Origin of the sequence: Lacibacter cauensis, assembly GCF_007830055.1 — a bacterium.
Taxonomy (GTDB): domain Bacteria; phylum Bacteroidota; class Bacteroidia; order Chitinophagales; family Chitinophagaceae; genus Lacibacter; species Lacibacter cauensis.
The window spans coordinates 105,170-126,564 of the sequence record NZ_VLLE01000002.1 but is presented as its reverse complement, the minus strand read 5'-3'; the positions used below and the strand labels follow the sequence as shown (position 1 = coordinate 126,564).

Here is a 21,395-nt window from a genome sequence, read left to right as displayed (position 1 = left end):
AACAGCTTCGGTATGATGCAACAACTGCTGCAACAGATCAAACAATTTTCAACCATCAGTAAAGAAACAGAAGAACTGCTGCATACCTGCTTCGAACAGGTTGTTTATCCCAAAAATCAATTACTGGTAACAGAAGGTACTGTTTGCAGACATTTGTATTTTATGGAAAAAGGTGCATTGCGAGGTTATTATAATCTCGATGGAAAAGAGATCACACACTGGTTTGGTTTCGAAAACGATTTTGTTACTTCCTTCCACAGTTTTATAACACAGGAACCTGCTGTTGAAAATCTGCAGCTGATAGAAGGCAGTGTGCTCTGGTCAATTTCAAAAGATACACTTAATGCATTGCTCAACAGCAATCCGGAAATTGAACGGATTGTTCGAATAGCTTACGAAAAATATTATATCCGCTTGGAAGAGCGTTATGTGAATGCACAGTTTAAAACCGCTGCCGAACGTTACGAACAACTGCTCAACGAATCGCCGCATATTCTTGAGCGGGTTTCATTAGGACAAATTGCTTCTTACCTCGGCATCAGCCAGGAAACACTCAGCCGCATCCGCAGCCGTATTTAACAATTACTGTTCGGAGTTTTGATGTTTGTCAAAAATTATCTCTTGCTGTACAGATAGGTTTGCAGTACATCAAAACACATAACATGGAACAAAAACAAAATCTTGCTCCCTCTCCTGCATTTATCGCTGCATCCTGGTTTGCATTACTCGTTGGCATCACCGCTTTTCTCATTGGCCTGTTTAATGCCGATATGGAGCTCAATGAAAAAGGCTATTACTTCACCGTTCTGCTGTTTGGTTTATTCGCTGCTATTTCTGTACAGAAAGCAGTGCGTGATCAGCTGGAAGGTATACCGGTGACCAATCTCTATTATGGTCTTGCATGGTTTGCTACCATCGCATCGATCGTTCTGTTAACAGTAGGTTTATGGAATGCAACATTACTGCGAAGTGAAAAAGGATTTTATGCCATGAGTTTTACATTGAGTTTGTTTGCGGCCATTGCGGTACAAAAGAATACAAGAGATGCAAAAGCAGGCGAATCAAAACCTAAAGATGAATTGATCTGATACAAAGAGCCGGGCTTTTACACCCGGCTCTTTTTTATGAAACTGTATTTATTTTAACAGTAAGAGCTGACCAATATGGTTCGCCATATGATTGGTTCTGCTGATGAGTACATTCAATCTGTTGCGATGTGGTTCTTTTGCAAAATCTTCTTGCGAAACTGCCATATGCCTGTCGAGCCATTGATCAATAGTTGCGGTGTGAAAATGTGAAGACAGTTTTGCATTAACCGTATGCAGCTTTTCTTTTAACTCAGCAACAGATGGTTTAACAGCAGTTGCTTTATCCGGATTTTTGATGAATACTTCTTCCAGTTCAGGATATAATTTATCGCCCCAGCCGAGTAAAGGCAACATGGCATCACTTACTGCAACAAGATGACCTAGAAGATATACACCGGTATTTCTGCCGGGTGCTACTTCCTTTTGCAACTGTTCATTGCCTAATGTATCAATGAGTTTAGTAAAATAATTATTCTGCGTATCCCATGCTGCAACCGTCATTTTAACGAGTAAGGCTGCCTGTGAAGTTGTTTCCATTTGTAATTTATTTTACTAAAGTTAAGAAGCTACAAAACAAGAACAAGCAACATTATTTAATCTTCTGTTGCTGTAGATAAGGTTGAAGATAAGTATACACAGTATCGGCAAAAGCTTTTGCTCCTTCTTTCCGAAAATGCATCAGGTCGTAATACATATCCCTGCTTTTCGGGAAAGTGGTAGCGGCATCAATAACAAAGCACAACTGCTCATTTGCAGTTTCAATCGTTACACGGTTATAAGCCTGTAACAATTCCCAGAATTGATGTCCATTCATCGTGGCTGTAACCTGTATATCACCTAGGTTCTTTCCTGTTGTGCTATCAATTGTATTACCGGCAATGCAGGGTTGTGTTACAAACACCGGATTGATTTGATTTTTCCGGCAGAGTTCAATCAACATCAACAGTCGCTTTTTATAAGCAGCCATTAATTGTACATCGGCTGTTTGCAGTTTAAACTTCAGCTGATGCATATCCGTATCACTCATTGCTGTTTTACCATCAATGATTGCAGAAATACTATTATGGGTTAAACTTTTATCTTTTGCTTTTTTTGAACGGTACAGATTTAAAACCGTACTCCATAATTCGCTGTATTCTGCAGCCCGTACAAAAAACGGAGCATTGTTGATCGATGTAAGATTATCGAAACCATTCATGTCAACACGGTTAATATCATTAATGCCCAGCAAAAAAATGATCATCTTCGGCTTAAGCCGTGTGAGATGCTGTTGCAGTAACAAAATATGTCCGTACGAAGAGGCGCCATCAATACCTGCATTATTCATCCATAACGAAGGAAACTCCGGCTGCAGTTTCTTCAATAATACATTCGGCCAGTCTTCTCCATCACTCAACAACAAACATTCTGTTGCACTACCCCCTACTACAAAAATGGAATACCGATCTGCAAAATCTTTTCCCATATCCTGACCACGAAAACCTAATTGATTTTTGCTGTGTGTAATTACAGCATCAAGTCCATCGCTTTCAGCAGTTGTTATTTTATATTTCTGGTTAACAGGTAACTGAATCGTATTTCCTTTTACACGAAAATGAAACGGATTATATACACGCAACAACAGTTCACTCAACACAAGCGTTGTTACAACTAAAAACAAACTATATAATATCTTTTTTCTAAACGATTGCTTCATTGAGTTGCAGAATTACGGCAAAATAACGCAATTCAAACACCCAAAAACGAATAACTGTCCGCAACCAATTTTGCAGACCAGCACGTACAAACCGCAGCCTTCAGTAGCACAAAAACCAGCATTTCAAAGCATTAAGGGCAAAGCAGAAATATTTTTTTTAAAAAATATCTTCATCGTAAATCTCCCTGACAGAATTGCTGTTGAAAACTTATACCGCTGTAGTTCAGCTGTTTAGCGTGTCATCGTAGTTTTTCATGAGCAAAAATTCGTTCTTCGAAGAAATGCCTTCTAGCTTTGTACTCTCACTTTAGCACGATTATTGAAAATAGTGCGCCGTAACCCGATCAATCCTGGCTTTTTTGATCATTTTCCAATTCTTTTCTGAAAAACTGTTTTGAGGAACATCCATTTCCTATCCGTATCTCTTTACGAAAAAACAGTGTTATGAAAACAAGAACATTCAAACGTTTTGGTTTATGCTGTATGCCATTGGCCATGCTGCAAAATGCGGGAGCAACAGTTGCTGTTCAACAGCCTGTGTTGCAACAGGCGGCATATATAGTACCTGCAGATTCGCTGGGCAGTATAACAAGCGAACAGCCTGTATTGACTGCGATGCATGCATCTGCAAAAAAATTTACAGCTGCTTATATTGATGAACACGATGAACTGCTTGATAAAATAAAAGAGCAGAATAACAGCAGTTTTCAGCTCATTCGCAAACTCTTGCAGAAAGAAGGATTACCTGCTGAATTAGTATACATGACCGTTGTTGAATCAAAAATGAAAAACACTGCGACATCGTATGCCGGAGCAGCCGGTATCTGGCAATTGATGCCTGCGACAGCAAGAACGTTGGGATTAAAAATTTCAGCAAAAGAAGATCAACGCAGAAATATTTATAAAAGCACGGCCGCAGCTGCAAGATATCTCAATGACCTGTATGATGAATTTGATGATTGGCTACTCGTTATTGCAGCATATAACTGCGGTACAGGTAATGTACATAAAGCAATTAAGAAAGCAGGCAGTCGTGATTTCTGGAAGCTGCAATACTTCTTACCAAAAGAATCGAGAGAGCATGTAAAACGTTTTATTGCTGTTCATTTTTATTACGAAGAGAAAGGAAGTGTGGTTACCATGACAAAAAATGAACACATCAACTACATGGCAGCTGTAGAAAAAAATAATACTGCTGATAACAATAACGAAGAACAACAACCTGCACCTGCATCACCACAACCAACATTAAACTGGGTATTGATTACTATACGTGAAGGAGAATTCCAACTGGTACTACGTAAATAATAAACCTGTGAAACGATCTGTTCCTGGGAGCAACTGTTACAACAGTTGCTCTTTTTTTGCCGCTTTACAACCGTTTCATAAAATAGAAATGCATGGGCCGTGAAACAACAAAACCCAATCGCTCGTATACAGCAATTGCTCTGTCATTATCTGCACGTACATGCAGATAAGGTATTTGGTTACTGTTTACAATAATCTGCAGCTGGTGCTGCATTAAAGCAGAAGCATAGCCCTTACCTAAATGATCGGGATGTGTACAAACTGCACTGATCTCTGTATACTGTTCAACATGCAAACGCTGACCGGTCATAGCAACTAATTTTCCATTTTGAAAAATGCCATGGTAGGAACCAAATTCAATCGTGCGTTTATCAAATGGGCCAGGCTTAGTCAGCTTTACCAATTCGATCATCTCATCTACATGTGTGGCTGTTAAAGGAACGATGTTAGAAAAATCACCTGTAATGTTCTTGCCTCCTTCGTACACAAACTGCAATCCTTTTATTTCGTGCTGCAGTTGCCAGCCCTCTGGTATTGCAACAGGTGTTGGCCGTGCGAATAATATTCTGCGCCCCTCTGGCAACAGATCATGCAGTTCAGCAAATCCCTGTTCATAATCCTCCGGAAAACCTGCATACGGCGACACTTCTGCATCAAAATACTTAACATGAGCTGTACCAAAACTCAGCTGCTTATCGCCAGTTGTTAATGCATTGAAAACGGGATTCTGTAAGAGATCATTCACGCTGTAAAAGTAACAAGAATAAAGGCACGAGGACAAAGTACAAGGTTCAAGAAATAATATCCAAGGCAAAAGAGACAAGGAACAAGAACCAAAACCCAGTCGTTTACTATTGCTGTTCTTTACTTGACTTTGGTTGTTGTTTTGGTGTTGGTTGCTTCGGTTGCGGTTTCGGAATATCTTTTTGGATACGAATAATCTTGCGAATTACTTCTGCAACCGGCGAACCTATACCTAAACGTTGTGCATTGGAATTTGCCGGGACAGCCATTTGGTTCACAGGATCGAACAACAGATAATGACCATTCTGCATGCCTGCAGAATCGAGTGTGCCTTTTGGAACGTACACCTGTATTTTCACCTGCTGGTAACCGTTAGGGAAGTAACGCAGATAATAACCACCTGTCTGTTTGTTCCATTGATCCTTCCTGTATGCTTCATTGTGTACGATCGATTTTTCACGCAACACTGCCACACGCTCAAAAGTTTCGTAAGAGCTCGCACCTGTTTCAAACAAACGCTTCATACTTATTTGCGCACCGGTGATGCGTGCATCGGGCAACTGTTGTGCAACTGTTTTTATTACACCTGCTACCCCACCCTTTAGTTGAAAGATCTGCTTCTTTGTGAGCAATTGTTGTGCGGTTAACTGCACGGGCCATGAAAGCCTGTTATAGTCAGAACCACTCACAACCGACCATAATAACAGCTGAATATTCTTTTGTTCAAGCTCCGGTTTTTGCAACGATCCTCGCAACACTGTTTCTACAATTTCTTTCCGGTGTGTTTGCAAAGGCATTTGCAGGTAGGCATCCCTGTCTGATGGATCGGGAGTACCGGGTTGCAGACAATAACTTTTATAGGTTGCTTCGTAATAACCTTCCTGCAACACAATCTGTCCTTCTTCCGTTTGCTGCAGATCGGTCAAAGGTTTCGGTTGTTCATCAATCAATAATGTGTCAATTGCTGAAGTGGTTGCAGCAGGCTTTATTTTTTGCTGAGGGTTATTGCTGAGATGCTCCTGTGAAACAGTGGCACAGGCCGTAAAGAATAAAAGCAACCAAACATGTTTGAGTAGAGTTGAAGGCATATGGTACGATTTAGTTAACTGTTGCTGCAGCATGTGTTCCGCATCAACCGGAATTGCAACAACAAAATAGAAAACGTTTCCTTGATCTGAAAGTTGTGCGTGGCAAAACATTGTTAAGATTGGAGAACACACTGTGCACCCCATCTTAACCGCTTCGAAAAATGACCGGTAGCTGTCCTGCAATTCATAGCTATATGTTACTTTCGCAGTCTTAAAAAAAGGAACTATGAGCGAAATAAAATTAACCACCGGCGAAATACATACGGCCAAGGGTATTATGAAGTTTGAATTATATGATGACGATGCCCCGATTGCTGCAGGCAACTTTAAAAAATTGGTAAGCGAAGGTTTTTACAACGGGCTGAAGTTTCACCGTGTTATTCCTGACTTTATGATCCAGGGCGGCTGCCCGGATGGTACAGGTGCCGGCGGACCGGGCTACACGATCCCCTGCGAGTTAAACGGCACCAAACAGTTTCATGACCGAGGAGTGATGTCGATGGCGCATCGTGGACGCAACACAGGCGGCAGCCAGTTTTTCATTTGCCATAACCGCAATGGCGTAAAACATCTCGATCGCAATCATACCTGCTTTGGAAAAATTACTGAAGGTTTAGATGTGATTGATGCAATACGTGCAGGTGATGTGATGGAGAAGGTAATACTGACATAAAATGATTTTACTTTCACAAATAGAAAGTCTCTGGTAAACTGCCAGAGACTTTTTATTTGAATATTTTTTTGCGGCAGTTCTTTGGTTTTTGTCATCCCGAGGCACGAGGAATCTGTTGATGTTCGTGCAAATGCCAGGCAGATCCCTCCTTCGTCTGGAGGACAGGTAATTTCAACCCCTCTTTTATTTCAACGCCGTTGTTGGTCGCTTGACCAATAAACAAAATCAAACTCACTTCACCATCTCATCCATCCATCGCATGATCTCTGCTCCTTCTGCTGCCGTACAGGGATTCGCCGCATTGCCCAAAAAATAATTCACCACTGCTTCGATCATCGGTTGCTGTACATGTTGCAGACGATCAAAATCAAAACGGGTTGTTTCATTATTACGTTGCAGTGTAATACTGTTATGGGTAAAAAAGCTAAAACGCAACGAACCTTCACTACCGATGATGACACATTCATCGGTAGCTTCTGCTGCAGTAAAACACCAGCTGCCGGTAAATACAATTTTATTACGAAAAAGAATTTGCCCATTCACCAAATCAGGCACGGCATAATATCCACCCTGGTTCAGAGCAAGACCATTCACTGTTGCTGCTTCACCAAACAACCAATACAAAATATCGAGTTGGTGTGGCGCCAGGTCGTGAAACAAACCACCACCTGCAATAGCAGGGTCAAATCGCCACAACAGTTTTTCATCGCTCAGTTCGGCAGCAGTGGGCGGTTGCTTACAGAATGTCAACTGCACCAACCGCACTTCACCAATAGCTTTTTCTGCAAGCAGCGAACGGATCTTTTGAAACAAAGGCCATTGCCTGCGGTAATGTGCTACGGTGAGTTTTACATTAGCTGCATCTGCTGCATGAACCATGTTTTGTGCTGCTGCATAACTCATCGTCATAGGCTTCTCTACATACACTGGCTTACCTGCTTTGATTGCTGCCAACGCATACGCTTCATGCGAGGAAGGTGGTGTAGCAATATAAATGGCATTTACTTCTGCATCGTTGATGAGCGCCTCCGCATCGTTATACCAACGTGGTACGTTATGCCGTTTGGCATAGTCAGCTGCTTTAGCTGCATCACGCCGCATCACAGCTACAAGCTTCGAACCGGGCACTTTGTTAAATGCCGGACCACTCTTTACTTCGGTTACATCGCCGCAACCGATAATACCCCAGTTGATCATTTATCGAATAGATTGGTTGAATAAATCAAAGCCGAAAGTTATTGCTTTCTCCACAATTCATACAGGTGTTTCCCTGTTTAAGCCCGGCTTATCAACAACTGCTGCAACAGCATTATGATTTTTTAATACTTCTTCCTACTTTGGTTTTCTAAATTCTGCGTATGCAAAAAATCATCACCGGTTTCTTTTTGTCTTTTCTATTCTTATTACAGGCAACTGCACAAGACACAGTTGATATACAAATCATGAATTTGATTCGTGAACAAGGCCTCAAAAATTCCAAAATAGAACTCTTTGCCCACCATTTAACCGATGGCAGCGGACCACGCCTCACCAATTCACCCGGTTACAACAGGGCACTGCAGTGGCTTATCAGCATCAGCAAAGAGTTTAACTTTTCCAACCCACGAAAAGAAGCATGGGGCGAGTTTGGCAAAGGATGGAGCAACGAATACAGCGCATTAAATATGCGTACACCCTATTTTGAAGATATTATTGCCTATCCTGTTCCGTGGACACTCGGCACCACCAAACCAGCAATGGCCGAAGTAGCTTTGATTGATGCACTCGACTCTGCATCGATTGATAAACTCGGCGCAAACATTAAAGGTAAAATTGTGATGGTGAAACCAGCCAACCGTCCGCTTAACTTTCCGTTTCAACCATTGGCGAAACGTTATGGCGACAGCAGCCTGGATCATCTTCCTCCTACCTACATGTTCGCCCGCAGCGAAATTGAAGCGTTTGTTCCTTACCTCAAAGCCGAATACTATACCAAGCTCTACCTTGCAAAGAAAGGAGCTGTTGCTTTGCTTAACAGCAATCGTGGTTCGAGAGATGGTACTGTATTTGTACAAGGTGCTACTTCGTATGCAAAAGGCTATGCTGCTACTTTACCCGAAATGACGATGAGTATTGAAACAGCGATGCGCATTGCACGGTTAATTCAGAATAAACAAAAGGTATCGCTTGAGCTGAATGTCAACAACCGCTTTTACAATGATGATTTAACCGGCTACAATTTTGTTGCAGAAATACCTGGTACTGATCCTGTGTTGAAAAACGAAGTAGTAATGCTGGGCGGACATTTAGATAGCTGGACAGGTGGTACCGGTGCAACCGATAATGCAGCAGGCTGTATTGTAATGATGGAAGCCATGCGCATACTCAACGCACTACCGGTTAAGCCTAAACGTACCATTCGTATTGCGTTGTGGGGTGGCGAAGAGCAAGGCTTGTACGGTTCATTTGGTTATGTAAAAAAACATTTTGGAAACCCGGCCGATATGCAGCTGAAACCTGAGCAACAAAAAATAAGTGCTTATTACAATCTCGATAATGGTACAGGAAAAATAAGAGGTATTTATGCACAGGGCAATGAAGCCGTAGTGCCGATTTTCAGAAACTGGTTAGCTCCGTTTACAGACCTTGGTGCAAATGGTGGTGTTACACTCAGCAGTACCGGCTCAACAGATCATGTAAGTTTTGATGCAGTGGGCATTCCGGGTTTCCAGTTTATACAAGACCCGATGGAATATGAAACCCGTACCCACCACAGCAATATGGATACGTATGAACATTTATCCATTCCCGATTTACAACAGGCTGCGGTGATTGTTGCAGCGTTTGTTTATAATACTGCGATGCGTACCGAGTTGATGCCACGCAAACCATTGCCGAAAGCAGAACGCTTTGTGTTTGATTTTGATTTTCCGTTGTAAGTAACAATGTCGTAATTAAAAAATCCCCTGTTGTATTTTGCAGCAAGGGATTTTTATTTTGATTGTAAACTGTCATCCCGAGGTACGAGGGATCTGCTGAATAATAGTACGAAAGCCCGACAGATCCCTCCTTCGTCGGGATGACAAATAAACCGGGCATCAACTTCCTGTTATACTTTGTTCAACAATGCATGCTGACTGGCCGTAAACAAATCTCTGAACACCCGATTGAGATCGGATGTTTCTGCGGTATAGGATAACCCACAATAAGGATATACTTCCGTTGCATGTTTTCTGCAAAGCTTTACCAGCTGTCTGCTGATGGTGCTGATCTGTTTGGTTGTTTTTGCGGAGAGTTTGTTTTTATTGATGAGCTCATTCCACGATTGTTCAACGATAGTATAAAACGCCGTACGCATAGCGGCAATTTCTTTTTGCGCTTTTATGATGACCGCATTGTTCAATTTCTTTTCTGCAAATACTGCAGCTGCTTCATCCAATAAATGATTCGTCATGCCCAATGTATTCACCGCCAATGTTGTTTCTGCAAAAGGCATAAACGGATAAGTATAAATGGAATGTTCCAATGTGGCATGTGTTACATCAATCAAGAAACTGCGTGCTGCTTTTACCTGCAGTTTGTTTACACTGTAACTGTGGCTGGCTGTTGCTTTCAGGCCCATAGCCTTCCATTCGTTGTGTAGCTTTACTTCGCTGCGTTTAAAATAAAACGAACGGATCAAGGGCGTACCATCTTCTTTCAATACAGGTTTTCCGTTTCTGTGGATGACACAGTTGGCCGTGAAATGTGTTAAATGCGGCGTACCGGTTGCATACTTCCATCGTCCTGTAACCACATAACCCGTTTTTGTTTGTTCTGCAATTCCTGTTACTGCTCCACTTCCACCCATGCAGATCTTTGTTGCATAAAACAGTTTGCCGATCTTCTGCTGATCCATAAATCCGGCAAAGAAATTCGCACCGGAGCAAAGTGTAACTGTCCAGCCCAGACTACCATCAATCGCTGCCAACTGTTCTTCCAGTTGCAAGGCATCCATCAAAGGCAAAGCAAGTCCGCCCTGTTCTTTTGGAACAAACAGTTTGAACCATTTCTTTTTATAAATGATGTTTAACAACGCAGGTGATAATCTGCCTTTCGTTTCTGAAAGAGCACATAACTGCTTTATGTCAGCGATTTCTTTTTTAGTCAACTGCAGGTGCATGTGTTTGTTGTTTGATTTTTTTATTCCAATCGATATAACCGAGTACGGCAATGATGAATAAGAACAGTGTTAACGCAGCGTACAGGGGAAGTTGTTTGTACAGCAACAACGGAATGGCAAATGCATTGCTGATGTTGAGCAGTATCCAGTTTTCGATTTTCCGTTTGGCCAGTAACCACATGCCTGCCCAAGCGGTGGCGCTTACCCATGCATCGGCCAAGGGTACTGTAGAATCGGTAAAGTTGGTGAGTACGGCATACAGCAATACAAATGCTGTAACAACAATAGCAACGGCAATCGTCCAATCACGTTTTGTACTGCTGCTGATGGCAGGTGCTGCATGATCTTTTCGTTTTATCCAAAACCACCAGCCATACACACTCATGATGAAATAGTAAAGGTTCAACGCACTCTCGGCATACAAGCCTGTATTGAAAAAGATATAGGTGGAAATAACAACCGCAACAATACCGCAGGGATACAACGCAATTTTATTAGCTCTTGCCAGCAATACTTCGGCTACACCAAATGCAACACCCATCCATTCCAATAAGGGAACTGTTTTCAGCTGCAGCAGGAAGGTCTGCATCCATTCGTGAATAGTCATACTACGTTGTTTTATTCACTCAGGGGCATGCACTTGCAACTTGTATTTTCCTACGCCGGCATTACCCGGATCAGGTATGTGGGTATAATCTCAGCCCTTGAAAGTATGGCACCCCATGAGTTGGGCAAAGATAGGGAGAGAGAAGAAAATGTTTGACAAATGCAAAACGAAAGAGAATGATTACTGCTGCCCAACACAGCTGTCATCCCGAAGCATGAGGGATCTGTTGGGTAAGATTACACACTGATTGTATTTTTCAATCTGCAGCAATGCAGGTGCCGTTGGTGAAAACACACAACGGCGGCGGGCAATAGAATTACTATTTAGCAGGGAATACCAACAACGGCAAAGCTATTTGCAAAAACTGTAACATTTGCACGACAGCATCGTATTACAGCTGTAACCAATCCAAACTGCATATCTGTTTTGCGGTTTGGCTGTTCATTATTTTAACAACTGCTGTATGCAATCAACCAACACCAATCCTCGTTCGCTTGAAGATATAAAAGTGAATATCAAGATCAAACTTTCGGCACTCTGGACTGCTGTAACACTCTGCTATTTGTATGGTGATTATTTTGAATTGTACGTACCACAAAAAACAATGGGACTTGTTGATGGAAACAACTTGCTGAATAGTCCGTTGAAATTATTGTTAGCCGCTATTCTGTTAGCGATACCTGCAGTGATGGTTTTCCTGTCGGTGGTTTTAAAACCGGGTATCAACAGGCTGTTGAATATTGTAACCGGACTTTTCTTTACCGCCATTATGCTGTTGATTGCCTGTACTTCGTTAACCGCATGGCGGGCCTTTTATGTTTTCCTGGCACTCACCGAAAGCTGCATCACCATCCTCATTGTTTATTATTCGTGGAACTGGCCCAACAACAAATAACCTCTTTCGCATGACCAAACAAACAACCGATCAATATTTTGCTGTACTGCATGTGCCATTGCTGATAACACGCAACGGCGGCGGGCAATAGAATTCTTTTGAGCAGTAACACAAAAAACGGCTGAGATCGAAGCCCGTTATTTGAAGTAAGCATTAAGATCTTTCGTAAGAGTTTTTCCTTTGTAATAGTTATCAAAATTGACTTCAATTACCTCCTGTCCAGAATCTTGATCTGTATATTTTCTAAAATAAGCACGGTTATCAGGTTGACTCTTCACAAATTCTTCAAATCTAAGCCAGCGACTTAGAATCAGATCAGCATTTGAAATCACCTCTTGTTCAAAATTTCCAACTTTTACATTACTTGTATAATACTTTGCTATTACACCGACCATTGCAATTTTGCCATAACGAAGACCATAACCATATTGAGCTTGACCATATCGATTATTCGTATCTTTTTCAAATCGCTTCTGGACATCGTTCAAATACTCAAGACATTTATACCCGAAAAAATACTTCTTTGTAAGAGAATTGTCAGAAAGAATCACACTAAATATTTCCCTTTTAAAAAGCTGCTGAGAACTTGCTCTTCTAGCCTGCCCTGAATTTCCGTTAATTGACAGGCAAACTCGCATAAACGTTTCCCGGTCAATTATTTTTGTTCTATCAATATACTTGCTGCGAACTCCGTCTCCAAACTCACCTCTTTTACGCTCATAAAAATATCCATATGTTTTAAAAATAGTCTCTTGAATCTCAATTTGTATTTTTTCGTTTGATCTTCTATCTGCCTCTGTAACTGCAGTTTGGTCATTTGTTGCTTTTGAAATTGCTTCGATTAACTCCAGCTTACTTGCTTCATCTATATCGCCGTTCTCATCTTCACTAAATGTTATCACCTTAAGTAAACCTTCTTTTTCAGAAAATATTTCAGTTGATTTACCACCTTTTAAACAATCTTCATAAATTCTACTCAGAGTAAACGCTGTTTGTCCGCCGTTGATGATTTGCGGGTTAGTAACAATTAATTCCGCCTCACTTCTCTTGCCTACCCTGTCGCTATAGAAAGTATTATCGGAAAGCATAGTAATTCCGTTGTTATACAAAGCAAATTCGTTGGTCTTAATATTTGTTATTGATGTCTGTATACGACTATTAACAGACCCCCCTGCAAGATCCAAATAACTTCGTGGATTAAATTTTAAGATCGAATTTTTATACTTATAAAGTATTTTTGCTATTTCAATGGTTGGAACAAATAGAGCAGTGATATTACACTCCTTTATTGAAGTATCAACATAATAATCAATTCGATTTCCAGCGCTCTTTGAATTGACGCTTATTGTAATTTTCAGTTCTTTGGGGTTATAAAAAGTACCAGATACAACTGGGAAAACCAACTCATTGTAACATCGTTCATAATCAAATATCTCTGCTGGAAAAAGAGTCAGTTTTCTAATTTGCTCCCCTCTATACTTATCTTTTAAGTTAGCAAGAATTATTACCACTTCCTTATATTTCGGATAGTCGTCTGTTGCTTTTATCTCGTCAATTAACTTTTGGATTTTATTATTATAGTTGTTTCCATTGATATATTTTCTTTCTCCTTTCGTTATCCTATCTAAATCCATATTAAATAACTCATCTAGTTCAATATTCTTATTTTCAAAGTTATCTTCACTACTTCTAAACTTAGCTTGCAAAAAGTATATTCTCTTGTGTTCTCTGTCTAAGTAATAAGCATCAACACCCCCATCATCGGTATCATCGGTGATAAAGTTTTCTCTTTCAAGGAATGTAAGCAACCCAAATTTCACCTTCAAGAATAAGTGTATATAAGCTCTCGCTCTTGCCTTGTTAAGTGCTTCAAGATCTGTATCAATCGGATAATATTTCTTGTATTCAATTGGCGCTTCTTTTCTTAATTCATCTAAGATGTTTAATAAAGTCAAATATTTACTCATAGCATTTATTTCAATGTGGTTGTAATAAGCACATTATACAACGCATCTCTCACAAATCCAATTTTTAGATATATGTATTACTTTATATGAGGTTAGATATTTAAGCTCGGTTCATGATTGCCTTATAGAATTCTCCAACGCAAAAGAGTGCCCTTCGACAAGCTCAGGATAAACTGCAACAACAGCTCAATAGCAGCACTGGCTTCTACTAAAAAAATGTAGTTGGCTTTTCGGTTAAAGAGAGTTGTTATTTTGACGAAGAGCCTGTGCCGCTTTACGGCAAGAAATCTGTTGGGCTGTGGTGCTGGTGTTGGGCAGATCCCTCGTGCCTCGGGATGACAAGAAGGTTGAGCAGTTGAATCTTACTTCAACCGCTCTTTAAAATCAAGATCGTTTGCTTTGAGTGTTTCCTTTGCAATATCATAGCCAGCTGTCCCGCTGAGGCGGGACGGACCTGCCGGCTTATTAAATTCTATCGAGTATGTTTAAGTTATGGGCTTTTGCGGTTTCTTGGGCGAGTTCATAGCCGGCGTCCGCATGTCGTATCACACCCATTCCCGGATCGTTACGTAAAACCCGTTTCAATCTTGCTTCGGCATCATCTGTTCCATCAGCCACAATCACCATACCGGCGTGGATACTGTAACCCATACCTACACCGCCACCATGATGCAGGCTTACCCAACTGGCGCCGCCTGCGGTGTTAACGAGTGCGTTGAGGATAGGCCAATCGGCCACGGCATCGCTGCCATCGAGCATGCTTTCGGTTTCACGGTTGGGGCTGGCTACCGAGCCGGTATCTAAATGATCACGACCAATGACAATGGGCGCTTTTACTTTGCCGGTGCGTACGAGTTCGTTAAAGGCGAGTCCTGCTTTTTCCCGTTCGCCCTGGCCGAGCCAGCAGATGCGTGCCGGTAATCCCTGGAAGGCAATTTTTTCCTGCGCCATTTTCATCCAGCGGATCATGCCTTTGTTTTCGGGGAACATGTTCATGATGAGTTCGTCGGTTACGGCAATATCGTTGGCATCGCCACTGAGTGCTGCCCAACGGAAGGGGCCTTTGCCTTCGCAAAACAATGGTCGTATGTAGGCAGGTACAAATCCTGGAAAGGAGAAGCATCTTCCGGTTGGAAAGTTGTTAGCCGATAGCCGGTAGTGTGTAGTCGGTAGTGGTTCTTTACTATCTACTATCGGCTTTTGGCTATCGGCTTGCGTTTGACGGTTCTCAAACTCAAACGCTCTTGCCCGAATGTTGTTTCCATAATCGAACGTGATAGCTCCCTGGTCCATGAGTTGCAGCATGAGTTGTACGTGGAGGTACATGCTTTCGTAACTGCGTTCAAGGTACTCCGTTGGGTTTTGTGTGCGGAGGATGTTGGCCTGTTCGTTTGTTAATGTGTGTGGTACATAACCAATGAGGGGATCGTGTGCACTTGTCTGATCAGTTAATGTATCGGGGATGATGTTGCGTTCGATGAGTCGTTGTAAGAGATGAACAGCATTACATAGTACGCCAATGCTTTTGGCTGTTCCTTGTGCTTTGTATACTTGTGCCTTGTCTATGGCTTCATCGATGCTGGTATATTTTTCGTCGAGGTATTTTGTTTCGATGCGTTTATCGATGCGCCACTCTTCTACTTCGGCAATGAGTGCCACGCCTTCGTTCATGGTAATGGCGAGTGGTTGTGCGCCGCCCATGCCGCCGAGTCCGGCTGTAACGTTGAGTGTGCCTTTGAGGGTGCCTCCGGCGTGAATGGTCAATGGTGAATGGTGAGTGCCGGGCTGTTGTGCGTTTGAAGAAGCTTGTGAAAAATGTCTGTCAGCTATTGCTGCATAGGTTTCATAGGTGCCTTGTACAATGCCTTGTGAGCCGATGTAGATCCAGGAGCCGGCGGTCATTTGTCCATACATCATGAGTCCTTTTTTCTCCAGCTCATCGAAGTGTTTCCAGTTGGCCCAGTTGGGTACTAACTGACTGTTGCTGATGAGTACACGTGGTGCATCTTTGTGTGTTTTTAAGATGCCCACTGGTTTACCACTCTGGATGAGGAGTGATTCATCGTTCTCCAATACTTTCAAGGCGGCAATGATGTTATCGAGTGCTTCGAAGTTGCGTGCTGCTTTGCCTCGGCCGCCGTAGACGATGAGATCGTCGGGGCGTTCGGCTACATCGGGGTTGAGGTTGTTGAGGAGCATGCGGAGGGCGGCTTCCTGGATCCAGCCTTTACATGTTAATTCACTGCCCGTGGGGGTTTTGTATTTGATGGCGTCGTAGTGTTGTGTAGTTGTTGACATGGCAATATTTTTTTCTTATCTTTTTGCTTGTCCAAAAAGAAACAAAAAGGACCCCGAAAACCAATATACAGCCTGGTTTTCGGATTACGCCTTGATGTGACTTTTGTACTCCTGTGGTGAATTACTTTTTATTTTCTACTGTACACTTTCTGTGTAAAAGTAGAATTTGGTTTAAGCTGCTTGTTATTCAAATTCCCAATTACTAATTCCTCTATACTTTCTTCTACTGTGGTGAATTACTTTTATTTCATGACTGTACACATCATGTGCTGCAGTTTGACTAATGGTATGCTGCTTGTTTTACTAGCTACTAACGACTAACCACTACCGGCTTCCTACTTCGTGCGTCTTAGTGGTTCAACTCTTTACTGATGAACGTTACGGCAGCGATCATATCCTCATGCAACACTCTGTCTTTATCAACAAAGCTTACCTGCTTGCGGAATGCACGCATCACTTCTTCTACTTTCGCTGAACTTTTTAACGGTCGACGGAAATCCAATGCCTGCGCTGCACTAAGTAATTCGATGGCTAATACTTTTTCTACATTCTTCATGACACGATAAGCCTTGGTAGCTGCATTGGCGCCCATGCTTACATGATCTTCCTGGTTATTGCTGCTTGAAATACTATCAACACTTGCCGGTGTGCAGAGTTGTTTGTTTTCACTTACAATGCCTGCTGCTGTGTATTGCGGAATCATAAAGCCGCTGTTGAGTCCGGCTTCTTTTACAAGGAACATGGGCAGGTTACGTTGTCCGCTGATGAGTTGATAGGTTCTGCGTTCGCTGATGTTGGCGAGTTCACTCATAGCAATGGAAAAATAATCCAAGGCTAACGCCAACGGCTGACCGTGAAAGTTGCCACCGCTTACAATCAAATCTTCTTCGGGAAATACATTGGGATTATCAGTAACAGAATTGATTTCGGTTAAGAATACATTCTTTACATGTGCCAATGCATCTTTAGTGGCGCCATGTACTTGCGGTATGCAACGGAAACTATAGGGATCCTGTACCTGTTGTTTTTTCTGCTGACCAATTTCACTTCCGCTCAAAATGTTTCTTAATTGTTGAGCGGTGTGTATTTGTCCGCTGTGTGGACGGATGGTTTGTATTTTTTCATGAAAGGGTTGATCGATACAATCAAATGCATCGAAGGAAATGGCTGCGATGAGATCGGCCCATTGCATCAACCGTTCGGCTTGCACCAAACAGTACATACCATACGCACTCATGAATTGTGTACCGTTGATGAGCGCTAACCCTTCTTTGCTTTTTAAATGAATGGGTTGCCATCCTAACTTGTTCAGTACTTCTTGCGCCTTGTACCTTGTGCCTTCATACTTCACTTCGCCCATACCAATTAATGGCAAACTCAAATGACTGAGTGGAGCCAGATCACCACTTGCGCCCAATGATCCCTGCTGATAAATAACGGGTAACACATTGTTGTTGTGCATGTCCATTAAACGTTTCACGGTATCTACCTGCACGGCACTGTAACCATAGCTCAATGATTTTATTTTTAAGGCGAGCATGAGCTTTACAATTTCTTCCGGCACTTCTTCGCCCATACCGCATGCATGGCTCATGAGTAAATTGTTCTGCAGTTGCTCTAACTGATCATCGGCAATAATCACATTCTGCAGAAAACCAAAACCAGTGTTGATACCATAGAACGGCGTATCGCTTTCGGCTACTTTCTGATCGAGATAGCTTCTGCATGTTTCGATCTTGTGGTGTGCACGAAAAGTGATGGAAACAAATTGTTTGAACTGCAGGTAATTCTTCACTTCATCGAAGGTAAGTGGCTGCTCATCGAGGGGGAGATAATTGTATTCGGTCATAGTTGATGCAATCGGGACGAATGTAGGAAATAATGGAGAGAATGCGAACTGGTGTTAGTAGAAGAAACCCCGTTGGCGGCTGGAAGCCCCGACGGCGGTTTGCTCGTGCAAATATGTAAATGGTTTATGTTTTAAACTCCTGTTATTCTTCTTGTTCTTTTTGCTTGTCCAAAAAGAACCCCCGCCTGACCGTCGGGCAGGAAAAAAGACCCCGAAAACCAATATACAGCCTGGTTTTCGGAATTCGCCTTGATTAAGGTTTTGTGCTACTGTAGTGAAGAACATTTATAATCACATCAACAAATCCTCTGTGCAGCATCATGAGTTATTTTGTTATGGTTTGATTTTTGCCTAGCTAACCTACTTCTGATGATATGGAAGAACAATAAAATTATAGCAGCACTGATGCACCGCTCTTTCTCCTTCGGGGAAAGAGATGGAGATAGGGCCCTATTACTTACATTTGAACATATGAAACAACTTCTTCTTTTCGCTTTTCTGATTGTTGCGGGTTCTGTATCGTCGCAAACTATTCAATTGCTCGATAGTAATCATACTTCGTCTATTCGTGGATTGAGTGTGGTGACAGATAAGATTGTTTGGGTAAGCGGAACGAATGGTATGGTTGGCCGTTCAATAGATGGTGGTGCAACGTTTACGTGGAATAAAGTAGATGGTTTTGCAAAAACTGATTTCAGAGATATTGAAGCCTTTGATGCCAACACTGCGATCATTATTGGTATTGATACACCGGCGGTGATTTTAAAAACAGTTGATGGTGGTAAGAACTGGAAGATCGTTTTCCAGGATAAACGTCCGGGTATGTTTTTAGATGCGATGGAATTTTTTAATGAGAAAAGTGGTGTGGTGATCGGTGACCCCATCAACGGAAAAATATTTATAGCCGTTACGATTGATGGTGGCGATAACTGGCGCACCATGCCGGAGCAATTGGCTCCTGCTGCAGAAAAAGGTGAAGCGATGTTTGCCAGCAGCGGTACCAATATCCGCTCGGTTGGTAAAAATGAATTGTTGTTTATTACCGGTGGTATGTATTCACGCATCTTTATCCGCAACGATAAAATTTTATTACCCATCCTTCAGGGTAAAGAAACAACCGGTGCCAACTCACTTGCGGTGTGGGATAAAAAAACATTCACGGTTGTAGGTGGCGATTTCATGAATGCTACCTCAACAGAAAAAAATTGTGTGCTTACACGTAATGGCGGCAAAACATTTATCAGTCCCACTACTCCACCCTTTGGTTACAGAAGCTGTGTGGAATACCTAACCAAATCAAAACTTATTACCTGTGGTATTACCGGTGTTGATGTAAGTGAAGATGGCGGCGATAACTGGCGCAACATTTCTGCAACCGGTTTTCATGTGGTGCGTAAAGCAAAGAAAGGCAGTGCCGTTTTTCTTGCAGGTGGTAAAGGAAAAGTGGCGAAGTTGGTTTGGTGATGAGTAAAGCTGTCATCCCGAGGTACGAGGGATCTGTTGGGCTTCAGTACAACAGTTGGGCAGATTTCTCCTTCGTCGAAATGACAAAAGACTTCAGCAGATTCCTCCTGCGTCGGAATGACAAATGACTCAACAGATACTCTTCAAAATTTTCTGATAACAATCATCCCCTTTTTTGACTGCAGGCATGCAGCCATAAACGCTACAGGAATACCTTTAACCTCTAAAGATTCCCGTATGCACATCCAATTGCACGACCTGATTACGCTGAGAGAGATTAAATCTGTTTTTTCTTCTTACTATCCTTATTTACGGCTTGAGTTTTACAGTGTACCACATAAAATATTTGAAGCGTCTGCAGAAAAAGATATACTGCCCGATGATGTGCAGCTGCAAACGATTAAAGCCGGTCATACAGATGGTATCATTGATATTATGCCTACCGAAAAAGTAGCTGATCTGGAGCGTGAGTTCCAGGTGCGGTTCGATTTACCGGTGCAGGTGTTGCGTATGGAACATGGCGAGTGGACACAAACAACGGGCATGGATAGTTTTACATTGAAAGATGTAAACGAATACAGTCGCCTCGATTCGGATGAGTATGTCATCCAGGATGAAGAAGAAAATTTCAATGACTAATACAAGCAAAAACCGATCGTCCTTTTTTCATTAATGATGATGAAAAACAAGAAACCGGGCTTTTCAGCCCGGTTGGTTTTTCAACAGACTTACCACACCTATTTCTGCAAAATAATTGCCGGCAGTTTTACTTCTCTGTTGTTGAGTTGTACATTCCGCAATGTTGTATCTCTGTAGCCACTGGCGGTTGCGTTTACAAACACATCTACAACAGCTGATTTGATGCCACGAATTTTAAATTCACCATCGTTTTCAGGAATGGCCAGCAACGTATCTCCGTTGCTGATAACAGATACAATCGCTGCTGCTTCACGTGGCAGTACTTTTCCTTCAATGCGTCCGTCGTGCTCATCGGAAAACGTACGGATGCGTGGCTGCAGTTCAAAACTATTATTGTTGATTTTTATAATTGAACCGCATGCATCAAAATCAATATTGATTTTTACTGCCGATGGATTGATTAATGAAATATCATCCACATCAATCATTACCTGTGGTTTCTTCAGCAACAGCGGATACACAACACTATCGGCCATTACACTGTTACGGTTGCCCAATGTGATGCGTATCTTTTTGATTTCGCCTGTTGTTACCAAGCCCTGTGCAAACAAGGTATCTACACCATTGCGGAAGTTGAGAATATTGTACACGCCTGCACGTATCTGCAATGTTTCCCAAAATTCTCTTTCGCCGCCGGTACTGTCTTTCACTTCTACTTTTATTTCCAGCTTTTGGATATCAACATTCACCTGCTGAAATGCAACCGGGTTATCGGTTAAATAAATTTTCACCTGTTGTTTTCCATTGGTAGTTCCGGAATTTTCTTTGCTGCAGGATAAAAGCAAGCAGGCAGAAACTGCTGTTGCGATGATTACGTTGAACATGGCTTTCATACAATCAGTTTTAAATTGTTAAGAATGAACAATTCAAAACTATTG

Annotated in this window: 19 protein-coding genes; 8 read left to right on the top strand and 11 right to left on the bottom strand. The window is 42.0% G+C overall.

The genetic code is table 11. From position 1 onward, the window contains the following. Positions 1-12 precede the first annotated feature (12 nt). A complete protein-coding gene (locus IQ13_RS00575; protein WP_199758137.1) occupies positions 13-579 on the top strand; it encodes a Crp/Fnr family transcriptional regulator in 567 nt (188 codons plus the stop codon). Positions 580-662: 83 nt separating this feature from the next. After that, the gene (gene yiaA, locus IQ13_RS00570) at positions 663-1,088 is read left to right on the top strand and encodes an inner membrane protein YiaA (protein WP_144883467.1); all 426 of its coding nucleotides are present in this window, start codon (positions 663-665) and stop codon (positions 1,086-1,088) included. Positions 1,089-1,136: 48 nt separating this feature from the next. Here yiaA and IQ13_RS00565 read toward each other — a convergent pair whose 3' ends face one another. Together IQ13_RS00565 and IQ13_RS00560 are read right to left on the bottom strand one after the other, a co-directional pair. Beyond that, positions 1,137-1,625, bottom strand: coding sequence for a DinB family protein (locus tag IQ13_RS00565; protein WP_144883465.1), 489 nt, complete (start codon positions 1,623-1,625; stop codon positions 1,137-1,139). A gap of 52 nt (positions 1,626-1,677) precedes the next feature. Next, complete coding sequence (locus tag IQ13_RS00560; protein ID WP_158637269.1) at positions 1,678-2,748, bottom strand: SGNH/GDSL hydrolase family protein; 1,071 nt, start codon at positions 2,746-2,748, stop codon at positions 1,678-1,680. Positions 2,749-3,228: 480 nt separating this feature from the next. On the opposite strand from IQ13_RS00560, the gene IQ13_RS00555 reads away from it, so the two are divergent. Next, positions 3,229-4,092, top strand: coding sequence for a lytic transglycosylase domain-containing protein (locus tag IQ13_RS00555; protein WP_144883462.1), 864 nt, complete (start codon positions 3,229-3,231; stop codon positions 4,090-4,092). 64 nt (positions 4,093-4,156) lie between these two features. Here the strand turns inward: IQ13_RS00555 and IQ13_RS00550 are convergent, their stop codons facing one another. Next, complete coding sequence (locus tag IQ13_RS00550; RefSeq protein ID WP_144883460.1) at positions 4,157-4,837, bottom strand: GNAT family N-acetyltransferase; 681 nt, start codon at positions 4,835-4,837, stop codon at positions 4,157-4,159. Between the two features lie 106 nt (positions 4,838-4,943). After that, the gene (locus IQ13_RS00545) at positions 4,944-5,924 is read right to left on the bottom strand and encodes a hypothetical protein (protein ID WP_144883458.1); all 981 of its coding nucleotides are present in this window, start codon (positions 5,922-5,924) and stop codon (positions 4,944-4,946) included. Between the two features lie 226 nt (positions 5,925-6,150). Between IQ13_RS00545 and IQ13_RS00540 the strand changes: the two genes are divergently transcribed. Then, entirely contained in the window at positions 6,151-6,597 is a 447-nt protein-coding gene (locus tag IQ13_RS00540) for a peptidylprolyl isomerase (protein WP_144883456.1), read from the top strand. A gap of 231 nt (positions 6,598-6,828) precedes the next feature. On the opposite strand, the gene IQ13_RS00535 is transcribed toward IQ13_RS00540, so the two are convergent. Further along, positions 6,829-7,794, bottom strand: coding sequence for a Gfo/Idh/MocA family protein (locus IQ13_RS00535; RefSeq protein WP_144883454.1), 966 nt, complete (start codon positions 7,792-7,794; stop codon positions 6,829-6,831). Between the two features lie 161 nt (positions 7,795-7,955). Between IQ13_RS00535 and IQ13_RS00530 the strand changes: the two genes are divergently transcribed. After that, on the top strand, positions 7,956-9,515 hold the full coding sequence (locus IQ13_RS00530) for a M20/M25/M40 family metallo-hydrolase (protein ID WP_144883452.1): 1,560 nt from the start codon (positions 7,956-7,958) through the stop codon (positions 9,513-9,515). A 170-nt stretch (positions 9,516-9,685) separates the two neighbouring features. Here IQ13_RS00530 and IQ13_RS00525 read toward each other — a convergent pair whose 3' ends face one another. After that, the gene (locus IQ13_RS00525; protein ID WP_144883450.1) at positions 9,686-10,738 is read right to left on the bottom strand and encodes an acyl-CoA dehydrogenase family protein; all 1,053 of its coding nucleotides are present in this window, start codon (positions 10,736-10,738) and stop codon (positions 9,686-9,688) included. Further along, complete coding sequence (gene pnuC / locus IQ13_RS00520) at positions 10,719-11,345, bottom strand: nicotinamide riboside transporter PnuC (RefSeq protein WP_144883447.1); 627 nt, start codon at positions 11,343-11,345, stop codon at positions 10,719-10,721. The genes IQ13_RS00525 and pnuC overlap by 20 nt, the downstream gene beginning before the upstream one ends. Positions 11,346-11,808: 463 nt before the next feature. Between pnuC and IQ13_RS00515 the strand changes: the two genes are divergently transcribed. Beyond that, positions 11,809-12,240 carry a DUF6326 family protein gene (locus IQ13_RS00515; protein WP_144883445.1) on the top strand — a complete coding sequence of 144 codons (432 nt, stop codon included), beginning with the start codon at positions 11,809-11,811 and terminating at the stop codon, positions 12,238-12,240. Positions 12,241-12,377: 137 nt separating this feature from the next. On the opposite strand, the gene IQ13_RS00510 is transcribed toward IQ13_RS00515, so the two are convergent. The 3 genes from IQ13_RS00510 to hutH all read right to left on the bottom strand — a co-directional run bounded on the left by IQ13_RS00510 (position 12,378) and on the right by hutH (position 18,354). Continuing rightward, positions 12,378-14,207: an AIPR family protein gene (locus tag IQ13_RS00510; RefSeq protein ID WP_144883443.1), complete on the bottom strand. Its 1,830-nt coding sequence runs from the start codon at positions 14,205-14,207 to the stop codon at positions 12,378-12,380. A gap of 465 nt (positions 14,208-14,672) precedes the next feature. Further along, positions 14,673-16,505: a urocanate hydratase gene (hutU, locus tag IQ13_RS00505; protein WP_144883441.1), complete on the bottom strand. Its 1,833-nt coding sequence runs from the start codon at positions 16,503-16,505 to the stop codon at positions 14,673-14,675. Positions 16,506-16,854: 349 nt separating this feature from the next. Continuing rightward, complete coding sequence (hutH, locus tag IQ13_RS00500) at positions 16,855-18,354, bottom strand: histidine ammonia-lyase (RefSeq protein WP_144883439.1); 1,500 nt, start codon at positions 18,352-18,354, stop codon at positions 16,855-16,857. Between the two features lie 471 nt (positions 18,355-18,825). On the opposite strand from hutH, the gene IQ13_RS00495 reads away from it, so the two are divergent. Both IQ13_RS00495 and IQ13_RS00490 read left to right on the top strand, forming a co-directional pair. Beyond that, complete coding sequence (locus IQ13_RS00495) at positions 18,826-19,818, top strand: WD40/YVTN/BNR-like repeat-containing protein (RefSeq protein ID WP_144883437.1); 993 nt, start codon at positions 18,826-18,828, stop codon at positions 19,816-19,818. Between the two features lie 237 nt (positions 19,819-20,055). Further along, positions 20,056-20,457 (top strand): hypothetical protein, encoded by a 402-nt coding sequence (locus IQ13_RS00490; RefSeq protein ID WP_144883435.1) that lies wholly within the window; start codon positions 20,056-20,058, stop codon positions 20,455-20,457. Positions 20,458-20,555: 98 nt separating this feature from the next. Here the strand turns inward: IQ13_RS00490 and IQ13_RS00485 are convergent, their stop codons facing one another. Next, positions 20,556-21,350 (bottom strand): DUF4382 domain-containing protein, encoded by a 795-nt coding sequence (locus tag IQ13_RS00485; RefSeq protein ID WP_144883434.1) that lies wholly within the window; start codon positions 21,348-21,350, stop codon positions 20,556-20,558. Positions 21,351-21,395: the final 45 nt, after the last annotated feature.